The following is a 12,312-nucleotide window of genomic DNA, read 5'->3' as shown; positions in this document are numbered from 1 at the left end:
GTGCGCTGCTACTGCTTCCCGTTGTGGCGGCCCCGGCCCTTGCCGTTGCCGTCCTGATCGCCCTTGCTGTCGTACTTCTCGTACGCGTCGACGATACGGCCGACCAGCTTGTGCCGGACGACATCCTGGGAGGTGAGCCGGGAGAAGTGCACGTCGTCGATGCCCTCCAGGATCTCCTGCACCTGGCGCAGACCGCTCTTGGTGCCGCTCGGCAGGTCGACCTGGGTGACGTCACCGGTGACGACGATCTTCGAGTCGAAGCCGAGGCGGGTCAGGAACATCTTCATCTGCTCGGCGCTGGTGTTCTGCGCCTCGTCCAGGATGATGAAGGCGTCGTTCAGGGTCCGTCCCCGCATGTACGCCAGTGGTGCGACCTCGATCGTGCCCGCAGCCATCAGGCGCGGGATCGAGTCGGGGTCGAGCATGTCGTGCAGGGCGTCGTAGAGCGGGCGCAGATACGGGTCGATCTTGTCGAAGAGCGTGCCGGGCAGGAAGCCGAGCCGCTCGCCCGCCTCGACGGCCGGACGGGTCAGGATGATCCGGCTGACCTGCTTGGACTGAAGGGCCTGGACCGCCTTGGCCATGGCGAGATAGGTCTTGCCCGTACCGGCGGGGCCGATGCCGAAGACGATCGTGTGCTTGTCGATCGCGTCGACGTACCGCTTCTGGTTGAGCGTCTTGGGGCGGATGGTGCGGCCGCGGCTGGAGAGGATGTTCTGGGTGAGCACCTCGGCCGGGGTCTCGGTCCCGTCCGCCTGGCCCTTGTCACTGGCCTTGAGCATCGCGATCGACCGTTCCACAGCGTCCTCCGTCATCGGCTGACCGGTGCGGAGCACCAGCACCATCTCGTCGAACAGGCGCTGGATCAGGGCGATGTCCGCCGCGTCTCCCGTTGCGCTTATGTCATTGCCCCGGACGTGGATGTCGGCCGCCGGGAACGCCGCTTCGATCACGCGCAGCAGCGAGTCGCCCGCTCCGAGCAGCATCACCATGGGGTGAGCGGCCGGGATGCTGATGTGGGCACGCGCCTGCGGCTGTGTGGGTGACTGAGTCATGGGCCGGCCCTCGGGCCTGCGCATACCTCCCGTTGCAGGGTTCTCGCTGCTCGAAAACCTCTTCTGCACCAAGCCTACGACTCCGCACGGACAACACCAGAGGTTTTCACGGGCGGTAGCTGTCGGGGAGGTTACGGGCGGAAGCCGATCGTGGGTACGGCCCGTCGCAGCGGCCAGGGGCGGGCGGCGGCCGGCAGCAGGTCCTCGAGGAAGGCGTAGCGCTGGAGCGCGGCCGGGTCCTGGTCGGCGCAGGTGCGCACCTGCTGCCACCAGGCGGCGATCTCCGCCCAGCCGGGGGCCGACAGCGAACCGCCGAACTCCTGGACCGAGAGGGCCGCGGTCAGTCCGGCGAAGGCGAGGCGGTCGGCGAGGGGCCAGCCCGCCAGGGTCCCGGTGACGAAGCCCGCCACGAAGACGTCGCCCGCCCCGGTCGGGTCCAGCGCCTCGACCTCGATGGCGGGGACCTCGGCGGCGGTGCCGGTGGCCGCGTCGACCGCGTAGGCGCCCTCGGAGCCGAGGGTGACGACGGCGAGCGGTACGCGTTCGGCCAGTGCGTGCGCGGCGGCGCGGGGGCATTCGGTACGCGTGTAGCGCATCGCCTCCTCGGCGTTGGGCAGGAAGGCGTGGCAGTGCTCCAGGCCGCTCAGGGCGTCCAGTTCCCAGCGCCCGGTGTCGTCCCAGCCGACGTCGCCGAAGATCAGGGCCCCCTGGCGGGCGGCCTCGGCGACCCAGGGCTCGCTGCGGCCGGGGACGAGCGAGGTGACGGCGGCGCGCGCCCTGGGCGGGCAGCGGGGGAAGGCGGGGGCCTCCGGGGACGCGGTGGTGGGCAGGGCCGGGGCCTCGTGGCCGTGCGAGACCATCGTCCGCTCGCCCTCGTACGCCATCGAGACGGTCACCGGGGAGTGCCAGCCGCGGACCGTGTGCGACCGCGAGAGGTCGATGCCCTCGCCCTGTTCGAGCGCGTCCCAGCAGTACTCGCCGTAGTGGTCGTCGCCGAACGCGGCGGCCAGCGAGGTGTGCAGGCCGAGGCGGGACAGGGCCGTGGCCATGTTGGCGACGCCGCCGGGGCTGGAGCCCATGCCGCGCGCCCAGGACTCGGTGCCGCGCACGGGGGCGGTGTCCAGACCGGTGAAGACGATGTCGAGGAAGACCGTGCCGGTGAGGAAGACGTCGCAGTCGGGGTCCTGCGGTGCGCGCAGCCCGTCGAGCGGATCGATGTCGGGTACGTCAGCGCTCACCTTGCACTCCCGGTCGTGGCGATTGCGGCCAGTGTGCCCGATTTCCGGTGGCGTTGGTCGTGTGCACGCCGGACTCCTGTTCACCGGCACTGACCTGCGTAAACACGCGCAACTACCCAGCCGCGCACACCATAAACACAAACGTGACTTAGATCACATCACGTCGCCTTTCGGCGCGCCGGGCGCACTTGATACAAATTGGCCCGCGAGCACCGTTGGCGACGTACCCGACGGAAGCGCCGATTTCCTCGTATTTCCGCTTCACCCCTCTTCGCATTACCTCTCTTCGCATCACCCCCTTCGCATCACCCCTCACCCCCTCTGCCTTCTCAGGCATGTCTCCAGGAACGCCCATGTCCTCGCGCCCCCGCGCCGCGTGGCCCCTGGTAGCCGTGTTCACCGCCGGTTACCTCGCCTCCTACCTCCTTCCCACCATCGTGGGACGACTCTCCGTCTACCTCGGCCTCAGCACCGCCCAGGCGGGGCTGGTCGGCAGCGCCCTGCTGCTGAGCTCGGCCTCCGCCGGCTTCGCCCTGGCCGGGCGCGTGGAGACGTACGGGCCGTGCGGACCGGCACGGGCCGGACTGATCCTGTGCGTGGTGGGGTACGGCTGCGCGGCGCTGGCCGGGTCGGTACCGCTCGTGGTCGCCGGCGCGGCGGTCGGCGGCTTCGGCTCCGGAACGGCGACCGCCGTCGCGGCGGCCGGCATCGCCGCCCAGCGCGACCCGCACCGCACCTCGTCCCTGGGGCTGCTGAGCGTGTCGGCGACCGCGGGCGCCCTGTACCTGACGGTCCCGCACCTGGGCGGCGGCCACCGGCTGCCGTTCGCCTCGATCGCCCTGGTCGCGCTGCTCGTCTGGCCGGCGACTTCCCGGCTCGGCGGCTCCGTCCCGGCGGGACCGGCCGTCCCCGCGGCCGGCCGGCTGCCGCACCGCCGCTCCGGCCTGGTGCTCGCGGGCGGCATGCTCGTCTGGTCGATGGCGCAGAACGCGCTGTGGGGCGTCAGCAGCCGGATCGGCGTGGTCCAGGTCGGGCTGTCCGAGGTGGCCATAGGCGCGGTGTTCGCCGCCGCCCTCGGCGCCGGTCTGCTCGGCGTGATGGGCGCCGGGATGCTCGGCTCCAGGTTCGGGCGGGCGGTGCCGATCGGAGTGGGTACGGCGGTCATCGCGGGGAGCATCGTGCTCAGCTCGTCGGCGGGGAGCCTCGGCTCCTTCGCGACCGGCGAGATCCTGTGGAACACCGTCTACCCGGTGGTCCTGTCGTACCTGATCGGCCTCGCCGCCTCGCTCGACGTGCGCGGCCGGTGGGCGGTCCTGGCGGGCTCGGCCTCGTCGGTCGGTGTGGCCTGCGGCCCGGTGCTCGGCAGTGTGCTGTCCGAGGAGGCCGGTTATCCGGTGATGGGGCTGATCCTGGGCGCGGTGACCCTGCTGGTCGCGGCCCCGGTGACGGCCGTGGCGCTGCACACCGGTGGCCGGCCGCTGGTGCCGGGTTCGGTGCGGCGCAGGGGTGGCGCACCGGCGGCCCTGCTCGCGGTCACCACGGGTGCGGTGCCCGGCGCGGTGCCGAAGGTGGGCGCGCCCGAGCAGGCCGTCACGGAGATCAGCGTCCCGGCCCTGCGCCGCAGGCGGCTGGGCAGGAGCGCGTTCCGGACGGCCGGCCCGGAGGACGGCGGTCAGTCGAACGCGTACGCCTCGACCTCGGACAGGTAGCGCGCCCTGCGCTCCTCGTCGTGGTCGAGGAAGGCCGCCTCGAACGAGTTGCGCGCCAGGGTGCGCAGCTGCTCGTGGTCCAGGCCGAGTGCCTCGTGCACGGCGTGGAAGGTGTCCGCGACGTACCCGCCGAAGTAGGCGGGGTCGTCGGAGTTGACCGTGCAGAGCAGCCCGGCGTCCATCATGGCGGGCAGCGGGTGCTGCTCCAGGGTGTCGACGGCCCGCAGCCGTACGTTGGACAGCGGGCACAGGGTGAGCGGGACGCGGTCGGCGACCAGCCGCTTCACGAGGTCGGGGTCCTCCAGGCAGCGCAGTCCGTGATCGATGCGCTCCACACCCAGGACGTCGAGCGCCTCACGGATGTAGGCGGGCGGCCCCTCCTCCCCCGCGTGGGCGACCTTGCGCAGCCCGAGCGCCCCGGCCGCCTCGTACACCTCGCGGAACTTCGCGGGCGGGTGGCCGGCCTCGGCGGAGTCCAGGCCGACGGCGCTGATCCGGTGCAGGTGCGGCTTGGCCGCCTCCAGGGTCTCCAGAGCCGATTCGGCGGGCTGGTCGCGCAGGAAGCACATGATCAGCTGGGTGGAGATGCCGTGCTTCTCCTCGCTGCGCTCCAGCGCCCGGCCCAGGCCCTCCACGACGGTCCCGATGGGCACACCGCGTGCCGTGTGCGCCTGCGGGTCGAAGAAGATCTCCGCGTGACGCACGCCCTGGGCGGCGGCGCGGGTGAGGTAGGCGTCGGCGAGCTCGGTGAAGTCGTCCTCGGTCCGCAGCACCGCCATCAGCGCGTAGTAGAGGTCCAGGAAGCTCTGGAGGTCCTCGAAGAGGTAGGCGGTGCGCAGGGCCTCGGTGTCCGCGTGGGGCAGGGTCACACCGTTGCGCGCGGCGAGCGCGAAGGCCAGTTCGGGTTCGAGGGTTCCCTCGATGTGGAGGTGAAGTTCCGCTTTGGGGATGTGCACGGTGTCTCTCGCTCACGCATGTGGTGCTGGGTGGTTCTACGGGGTCTACGGGTGACGGCTCGGCACCGCTACCCGCATCAGATCCTGGGCCACGGTCAGCTCGCCCTCGTACCCGGCCCCCCTGGCCTCGGTCTCGAAGGCCTCGGGGTCCGGGTAGCGCTGGGAGAAGTGCGTGAGAACGAGGTGCCGTACGCCCGCCTCGCGGGCGACCCGGGCCGCCTGCCCCGCGGTCAGGTGGCCGTGGTCGGAGGCGAGTTTCCGGTCCTCGTGGAGGAAGGTCGACTCGATGGCCAGCAGGTCGCACCCCTCCGCGAGCGCGTACACGCCGTCGCAGAGCCTGGTGTCCATGATGAACGCGAACCGCTGTCCGCGCCTGTGCTCGGAGACCTGGCCGAGCGTGACACCGCCGAGGGCGCCCTCGCGCTGGACGCGTCCGACGTCCGGCCCCGCGATGCCGTGCTCGGCGAGCTTCGCCGGCAGCATCCGCCGCCCGTCGGGCTCGGTGAGCCGGTAGCCGTACGACTCGACGGGGTGCGAGAGCCGGTGGCTGTCGAGCGTGTACGCGGCGGTGGTGGCCAGCGGTCCGTCGGCGGCGACCGGGGCCTCGGTCAGCTCGACGGACTCGCGGTAGGCGGTGGCGTACCGCAGCCGGTCGAAGAAGCGCTGTCCGCTCGCCGGGTAGTGGGCGGTGACGGGGTGCGGGACCTGGTCGAGGTTGATCCGCTGGATCACCCCGGCCAGGCCCAGCGAGTGGTCGCCGTGGAAGTGCGTGACGCAGATCCGGTTGATGTCGTGGGCGGCGACGCCGGCCCGCAGCATCTGGCGCTGGGTGCCCTCGCCGGGGTCGAAGAGGATGCCCTCGCCGTCCCAGCGCAGCAGGTAGCCGTTGTGGTTGCGGTGGCGCGTCGGGACCTGGCTGGCGGTCCCGAGGACGACGAGTTCGCGTGCGGACATTATCCGGGGGGCCAGGCGAGACCGCGGCCGCCCAGGACGTGGGCGTGGGCGTGGAACACGGTCTGCCCCGCGCCGGCCCCGGTGTTGAACACGACCCGGTAACCGGTCTGGTCGACCTTCTCGTCGGCTGCCACGTTTCCCGCCTCGCACAGCACGTCGGCGAGCACCTGCGGCTCGGCGGCACCGAGGGACGCGGCGTCGGCGTAGTGGAGGCGCGGGATGACGAGGACGTGCGTGGGGGCCTGGGGGTTGATGTCGCGGAAGGCGACGGTGGTGTCGCTCTCGCGGACGATGGTGGCCGGGATCTCCCCCGAGACGATCTTGCAGAACAGGCAGTCGGGCTGCGGTTCTCCTGCCATTGCTTGCGCGCTCCTTGGTCTGGGTGATCCGTCGCGGGCCAGCCTATCCGGGCCGGCCCGGGGGCCGGCCGCTTCCGGGGCGGCGCCCCGGTCTCGGGAAGGGGCGGGGTGGGGAGCGGGCCCGCCGCGGGCGCGACGGCCCCGCTCCCCGTCCCTCACCTCACTCCGCAAGCCCCGGCAGCTCCGGCGCCGTCTTCGCCGGCACGTCCGTCAGGGACTCCAGCGCGATCCGGATCGCCTCGTCCAACTGCGGGTCACGCCCCTCCGCGTGGTCCCGCGGCGTCATGACGACCTCCACGTCCGGGTCGACGCCGTGGTTCTCGACGCCCCACCCGTACCCCTCCAGCCAGAACGCGTACTTCGGCTGGGTGACCAGCGTGCCGTCGACGAGCCGGTAGCGGCTGTCGATGCCGACGACGCCGCCCCAGGTGCGCACGCCGACCACGGGTCCGATGTTCAGGGCCTTGATCGCCGCGTTCACGATGTCGCCGTCCGAGCCGGAGAACTCGTTGGCGACGGCGACGACGGGCCCGCGCGGCGCGTCGCCCGGGTAGCTGGCGGGGCGCATGCCGCGCGGCAGGTCCCAGCCGACGATGCGGCGGGCCAGCTTCTCCACGACGAGCTGCGAGGTGTGGCCGCCACGGTTCTCCCGTACGTCCACGACCAGGCCCTCGCGCGCCACCTCGGTGCGCAGGTCGCGATGGATCTGGGCCCAGCCGGAGCCGACCATGTCGGGGACGTGGAGGTAGCCCAGGCGCCCGCCGGACCGCTCGTGCACGTACGCGCGCCGGTCGGCGACCCACGCGTGGTAGCGCAGCGCCTCCTCGTCGTGGACGGGCACCACGACGACATGGCGCCTCTCGCCGCCGTCCGCCGGCGAGACGGTCAGCTCGACGGGCTTGCCGGCCGAGCCGGTGAGCAGAGGCGCGGGGCCGGTGAGCGCGTCGACGGGGTGGCCGTCGACCGCCAGGACCGCGTCCCCTGGCCGGACGGCGACGCCCGGCGCGGCGAGCGGCGAGCGGGCGGCCGGGTCCGAGGTCTCGGAGGGCAGGATGCGGTCGATGCGCCAGCTGCCGTCCTGCGCGCGGGAGAGGTCCGCGCCCAGCAGCCCCTGCCGGGCCGACTCGTCGCGCCACCCGCCGGGCGGCGTCACATAGGCGTGGGAGGTGCCCAGCTCGCCCTGGACCTCCCAGAGCAGGTCGATGAGGTCGTCGTGGGTCGCGACGCGCTCCAGGACCGGCCGGTAGCGGTCCAGGACCCCGTCCCAGTCGATGCCGCCCATGTCGGGGCGCCAGAAGTTGTCCCGCATGACGCGGCCGGCCTCGTCGTACATCTGGCGCCACTCGGCGGCCGGGTCGAGGGTGCGGCGGATGCGGGACAGGTCGACGGTGACGGGGTCGTCGTGGTCGTCGTCGGAGCCGGCGGGCACCCGGCTGTCGGACGGGACGACGGACAGCTTGCCGTGGCTGACGAGGGCGAGCCGCTTCCCGTCGCCGCTGACCGCGAAACGGCTGACGTCGGAGGTGAGTTCCTCGCAGCGCAGCTTTTCGAGGTCGTACCGCTCCAGGACGGTTTCGGGGCGGCGGGCGTCGGGGCCCGCCCCGCTCGTGCCGAGGACCCCGGTGACCGGGTGGCGCAGCCAGAGCAGCCCGTCCCGTGCGGCCCGGAGCGAGGAGTAGACGGCGGCCTCGACGGGAAGGGGCACGATCCGGTCGGCGAGGCCGTCCAGGTCGATGCGGGTGATGGGCAGGGCCGTGGGGTTGTCCTCGCCGTCTCCGCCCTTCTCCTTCTCGGTCGGCCTGCCGTGCAGCTGCGGTCCGAACGGGGAAGGGGTGGTCGCCGCGAGCGTCAGCAGGTGCGGCCGGCAGGAGCCGATGAACGCCATGTCGAAGACGTGGGCGTCGTAGATCGGGTCGAAGGCGCGCTCGGAGAGGAAGGCCAGGTGCTTTCCGTCGGCGGTGAAGGCGGGCGCGAAGTCCCGGAACCGCAGCGGGGTGGCCTCGGAGACCGAGAGGTCCGCGATGTGGGCCAGCTTGAGCTGGCTGAGCGGCTCGGGGCCGGGGTGCGACCAGGCGAGCCAGGCGGAGTCGGGCGACCAGGCGAGCCCGGAGGCGTCGCCGTTCTCGCTGCGGTCCACCTCGTGGATCTCACCGCTCTCCCGCTCCACGACCAGGACCCGCCCGTCGTGGGCGGCGACCGCGAACCGGCTGCCGTCGGGGGCGGGGGCCAGGTCCAGGACGCGGCCGAGCCGGCCGGCCGCCAAGCGGCGGGGCTCGGCGCCGGGCGCGGTGCCGGTGGCGGGGGCGCACTCCAGCGCGTCGTCGCCCTCGGCGTCGGTGACCCAGACGACGTGCTGGTCGCCGTCGGCCTGGAAGGTACGGGGCAGCCTGGCCCGTACGCCGGGTTCGGCGGCGAGCGCGCGGGCGGGGCCCTCGCGGTGGGTGACCCAGTGGACGGCGCCCCGGGTGCAGACCGCGCTGCCGCGTCCGGTGCGGTCCGGGGACGCGCTGGTCAGGTGGCTGTCGGCGTGCAGCGGGTAGGGCTGGAGGTCGGCGCGCTGGCCGCCGAGCCGGATCTCGACGCGGCGGGGCTCCTCGCTCTCCAGGCTGTCCAGGAGCCAGAGTTCACCGGCCGACGCGTAGGCGACCCGGGTGCCGTCGGTGGTGGCGTGCCGGGCGTAGAAGCCGTCGGTGCCGGTGTGCCGGCGCAGGTCGCCGCCGTCGGGCAGGGAGGAGTAGAGGGCGCCGACGCCCTCGTGGTCGGAGAGGAACGCGATGCGCTCCCCCACCCACATCGGGCACTCGATGTTGCCGTCGAGGTCCTCGTGGAGGCGGGCGAACTCCTGCGGGTCGTCCCCGGCCGCGATCCAGAGCTTGCCGGCCGTGCCACCGCGGTAGCGCTTCCAGGTGGCGGCCTCGCGCCCCATGGTGGCCGAAAGCAGCAGGACCCGTCCGCCGGGCCCGTACGCGAGGGAGCCGACGGGCCCGTACGGGAGGGTCCGCGCGGGACCGCCGTCGACCGGGACGGCCCGAGCCCAGCTGCGGCGCAGCGAGACCTGGCCCTGGGTGCTCGTGACCAGTACGTCCCCATCGGGGGTCCAGCCGCGCACGGTGGTGCGGGCGTCGCCCCAGTGGGTGAGCCGGCGCGAGGGCCCGCCGTCGGCGGGGGCGAGATGCACCTCGGGCGCCCCGTCGCGGGTGGAGGTCCAGGCGACGAGGGTGCCGTCGGGAGATATGCGCGGCTGGGTGACTGGACGGTTGTCGGCGCTGATTCGCCACGCCCGTCCGCCGTCGAGCGGGGCGAGCCAGACGTCGTCCTCGGCTGTGAAGGCGATCAAGTCACCGTGGACATGGGGGTACCGGAGGTAGGAAGGCTGTGTCACACGGTTCAGCCTAGGCCGCGGACGTCCGAGGTGGTACGGGGTTGGCCGGAGTACGTCGTGGCACGGCGCGAGCGCGGCGCACATGCCCCTGGGATATGCGCCCCCTCGCACGTCCGGCCGCCCCCTGCGTGGCGCTCACTTGCCGGGGTACGCGGTCACCGTCACCGTCACGGTGGCCGTCGGCCCGTTGCCCGGCCCCGCACCCCCGGGGGGCGGCGCGGTCGTGGCGGGGGCCGCGCAGTCGCCGAGCAGGGTGGCCCGGAAGACGGCGCGCCCGCCGGACTTGGCCGTCATGTCGCCGCGTACGCAGCGGCCGTTGACCGCGTGGGTCACCTGGCCGTCGAGTGTGATCTTCTGCCTGTCCTTCGTCCTGCCGTCGCAGTGGACCTCGGCCACCCGTTGCGCGGAGGCGGATGCGGAGGCCTTCGCGTCGTCCTTGCCGAGGCCGGCGGTGCAGCTCAGCCAGCTCACGTCGATGCCTTCGTGCTCCAGCGCGCGGGTGGCGGTCCGGTCGGTGGTCACGGCGACGGCCGCGGTGTTCAGCGTGTCGAGGCCGTCGGCCGGTTCACAGGCGGTGAGGCCGGTGACGGCTGCGGCGGCGAGGCAGAGTGCGGCCGGAAAGCGACGGACCGCGCGACGGCCCCATGCCCTTGATGTCCCCATAAAGGCAGCTTCCCACCGCTCCTGACGGTGCGGTAGACCGCTTGTGGCCACAACCACCCCATCGGGGCGGGGTTACGACCAGCGGCCCGTGCGTCCCAGCAGCAGCGCCGTCGCCGCCGTGCCCGCCGTGGAGGTGCGCAGGACGGTCGGGCCGAGTCGGCAGACGCGGGCCCCGGCGTCCTGGAACACGGTCAGTTCCTGCGGCGAGACGCCTCCCTCGGGTCCGACGATCAGCACGATCTCACCGGCCCCGGGCAGGTCGACGGTGGCCAGCGGCTCGCTGTCGTGGCCGCGGTCCTCGTGCAGGACGGCCGCGAAGTCCGCGGTGGCCACCAGCGCGGCGACCTGCTTGGTGGATGCCGCGTCCGCCACGTCCGGGAACCGTACCCGGCGGGACTGCTTGCCGGCCTCCCGGGCCGTGCTGCGCCATTTCGCGAGGGACTTGAGGCCCCGGTCGCCCTTCCACTGGGTGATGCAGCGCGCTGCCTGCCACGGCACGATCGCGTCGGCCCCGGTCTCGGTCATCGTCTCGACGGCGACCTCGCCCCGGTCCCCCTTGGGCAGGGCCTGCACGACGGTGATCCGGGCGGCCGGGCGCGGCTCCTCGTGCACCGGGTCCAGACCGCCCACGATCAGCCGGTCCTTGCCCTCGGCGGCCTTCACGACGCCCTCGGCCCACCGGCCGCGGCCGTCCGTCAGGACGACGTCCTCACCGGCGTGCAGGCGCTTGACCGAGACGGCGTGCCGTCCCTCGGGCCCGTCGAGGACGAACTCGGGCCCGCCGGGCAGGTCTTCGACGACGAAGACGGGTGCCGTCACTGTGTACTCCTTGTGCTCACTGCCGTCCGTGCGGCGTCCAGTTCCTCGACGAGCAGCCGGACCAGCCGGCCTACGGGCAGCTCGCGGGCCATCCGGTGGCCCTGTCCCGCCCACAGCGCCATGCCCTGCGCGTCCCCGGCACGGGCCGCCGCCTTGCGCAGCGGGGAGGTCATGTGGTGGACCTGGGGGTAGGCGGCGGGGGCGTACGGTCCGTGCTCGCGCACGAAGCGGTTGACCAGGCCGCGGGCCGGGCGCCCGGAGAACGCCTGGGTCAGCGTGGTGCGGACGAACAGCGGGTTGGTCAGGGCCTGTTTGTGCAGCAGGTGGGCGCCGGACTCGGGGCAGACCAGGAACGCGGTGCCGAGCTGGGCGGCGTCGGCGCCCGCCGCGAGCACCGCGGCGATCTGCGCGCCGCGCATCAGCCCGCCCGCGGCGATCACCGGGATCTGCACGGTCTCGCGCACCTGGGTCACCAGGGACAGCAGCCCGGTCCCGCCGCCGTCGGTCTCCGGGTCGTCGCGGAACGTGGAGCGGTGGCCGCCCGCCTCGGTGCCCTGGGCGCAGACGGCGTCGGCGCCGGCCCACTGCGCGGCCTGGGCCTCCTCGGGCGAGGTGACGGTGACGACGGTGTACGTACCGGCGGCGGCGAACGCGTCGAGGGTGTCGCGCGAGGGGCAGCCGAAGGTGAAGGAGACGACCGGAACCGGGTCCTCCAGCAGGATGGCGAGCTTGGCCTCGTAGCCGTCGTCCCCGCCGGCGTCGGTGTCACCGAGGGGCGTCTCGTACCAGGTGGCCTCGCCCGCGAGCTGATGGCGGTAGACCTCCAGGGCACCCGGGTCGGCGAGCTTCTGCTGCGGCATGAAGAGGTTGACGCCGAAGGGCTGTCCGGTCAGCCCGCGCACCTGCTTGATCTCCTGGTACATGCCGTCCGCCGTCTTGTACCCGGCGGCCAGGAAACCGAGCCCGCCGGCCTCGGCGACCGACGCGGCCAACTGCGGGCAGGACGGGCCGCCCGCCATCGGGGCCTGCACGATCGGATACCGGCAGAGATCGGTCAATGCGGAGGACATGACCGCATCGTGTCATGTCCCTCCTGTCCCGTGATGCCCGCCCCACGGCGGCTTTCGTCCGGTGCGGTGCGGGCCCGGGGCCGGGCCCGCACCGCACGGACGAGTGC

Annotated in this window: 10 protein-coding genes; 1 reads left to right on the top strand and 9 read right to left on the bottom strand. The window is 73.2% G+C overall.

Annotation, left to right across the window (positions count from 1 at the left end; all coding sequences use genetic code 11):
• Positions 1–8: 8 nt before the first annotated feature.
• Complete coding sequence (locus B082_RS0109970) at positions 9–1,055, bottom strand: PhoH family protein (RefSeq protein WP_026249617.1); 1,047 nt, start codon at positions 1,053–1,055, stop codon at positions 9–11.
• Positions 1,056–1,186: 131 nt separating this feature from the next.
• Positions 1,187–2,293: a PfkB family carbohydrate kinase gene (locus B082_RS0109965; RefSeq protein ID WP_018551654.1), complete on the bottom strand. Its 1,107-nt coding sequence runs from the start codon at positions 2,291–2,293 to the stop codon at positions 1,187–1,189.
• Positions 2,294–2,646: 353 nt separating this feature from the next.
• On the opposite strand from B082_RS0109965, the gene B082_RS0109960 reads away from it, so the two are divergent.
• The gene (locus B082_RS0109960) at positions 2,647–4,002 is read left to right on the top strand and encodes an MFS transporter (RefSeq protein WP_018551653.1); all 1,356 of its coding nucleotides are present in this window, start codon (positions 2,647–2,649) and stop codon (positions 4,000–4,002) included.
• On the opposite strand, the gene B082_RS0109955 is transcribed toward B082_RS0109960, so the two are convergent.
• The 7 genes from B082_RS0109955 to B082_RS0109925 all read right to left on the bottom strand — a co-directional run bounded on the left by B082_RS0109955 (position 3,966) and on the right by B082_RS0109925 (position 12,205).
• The gene (locus tag B082_RS0109955) at positions 3,966–4,958 is read right to left on the bottom strand and encodes an adenosine deaminase (RefSeq protein ID WP_018551652.1); all 993 of its coding nucleotides are present in this window, start codon (positions 4,956–4,958) and stop codon (positions 3,966–3,968) included. The two genes, B082_RS0109960 and B082_RS0109955, sit on opposite strands and share 37 nt — an antisense overlap.
• A gap of 45 nt (positions 4,959–5,003) precedes the next feature.
• Positions 5,004–5,912, bottom strand: a complete 909-nt coding sequence (locus B082_RS0109950) for a ribonuclease Z (protein ID WP_018551651.1) — start codon at positions 5,910–5,912, stop codon at positions 5,004–5,006.
• Complete coding sequence (locus B082_RS0109945; RefSeq protein ID WP_018551650.1) at positions 5,912–6,271, bottom strand: histidine triad nucleotide-binding protein; 360 nt, start codon at positions 6,269–6,271, stop codon at positions 5,912–5,914. The genes B082_RS0109950 and B082_RS0109945 overlap by 1 nt, the downstream gene beginning before the upstream one ends.
• Before the next feature lie 160 nt (positions 6,272–6,431).
• The gene (locus B082_RS0109940; RefSeq protein WP_018551649.1) at positions 6,432–9,653 is read right to left on the bottom strand and encodes a S41 family peptidase; all 3,222 of its coding nucleotides are present in this window, start codon (positions 9,651–9,653) and stop codon (positions 6,432–6,434) included.
• A 135-nt stretch (positions 9,654–9,788) separates the two neighbouring features.
• On the bottom strand, positions 9,789–10,316 hold the full coding sequence (locus tag B082_RS0109935; RefSeq protein WP_018551648.1) for a hypothetical protein: 528 nt from the start codon (positions 10,314–10,316) through the stop codon (positions 9,789–9,791).
• 72 nt (positions 10,317–10,388) lie between these two features.
• The gene (locus B082_RS0109930) at positions 10,389–11,135 is read right to left on the bottom strand and encodes a 16S rRNA (uracil(1498)-N(3))-methyltransferase (RefSeq protein ID WP_018551647.1); all 747 of its coding nucleotides are present in this window, start codon (positions 11,133–11,135) and stop codon (positions 10,389–10,391) included.
• Positions 11,132–12,205, bottom strand: coding sequence for a nitronate monooxygenase (locus tag B082_RS0109925; protein ID WP_026249615.1), 1,074 nt, complete (start codon positions 12,203–12,205; stop codon positions 11,132–11,134). Before B082_RS0109925 ends, B082_RS0109930 begins: the two co-directional genes overlap by 4 nt.
• Positions 12,206–12,312: the final 107 nt, after the last annotated feature.

It is taken from the genome of Streptomyces sp. ATexAB-D23 (assembly GCF_000373645.1).
GTDB classification, from domain to species: Bacteria; Actinomycetota; Actinomycetes; order Streptomycetales; family Streptomycetaceae; genus Streptomyces; species Streptomyces castrisilvae.
Note: the sequence above shows the minus strand (reverse complement) of the source record. Positions and strands in the feature narration are given on the sequence as shown.

What these genes read in the sequence shown, in the direction of transcription:
- B082_RS0109970 (WP_026249617.1), bottom strand. Translation starts at nt 1,055, where the DNA reads ATGACTCAGTCACCCACACAGCCGCAGGCGCGTGCCCACATCAGCATC.
- B082_RS0109960 (WP_018551653.1), top strand. Translation starts at nt 2,647, where the DNA reads ATGTCCTCGCGCCCCCGCGCCGCGTGGCCCCTGGTAGCCGTGTTCACC.
- B082_RS0109950 (WP_018551651.1), bottom strand. Translation starts at nt 5,912, where the DNA reads ATGTCCGCACGCGAACTCGTCGTCCTCGGGACCGCCAGCCAGGTCCCG.
- B082_RS0109945 (WP_018551650.1), bottom strand. Translation starts at nt 6,271, where the DNA reads ATGGCAGGAGAACCGCAGCCCGACTGCCTGTTCTGCAAGATCGTCTCG.
- B082_RS0109935 (WP_018551648.1), bottom strand. Translation starts at nt 10,316, where the DNA reads ATGGGGACATCAAGGGCATGGGGCCGTCGCGCGGTCCGTCGCTTTCCG.
- B082_RS0109925 (WP_026249615.1), bottom strand. Translation starts at nt 12,205, where the DNA reads ATGTCCTCCGCATTGACCGATCTCTGCCGGTATCCGATCGTGCAGGCC.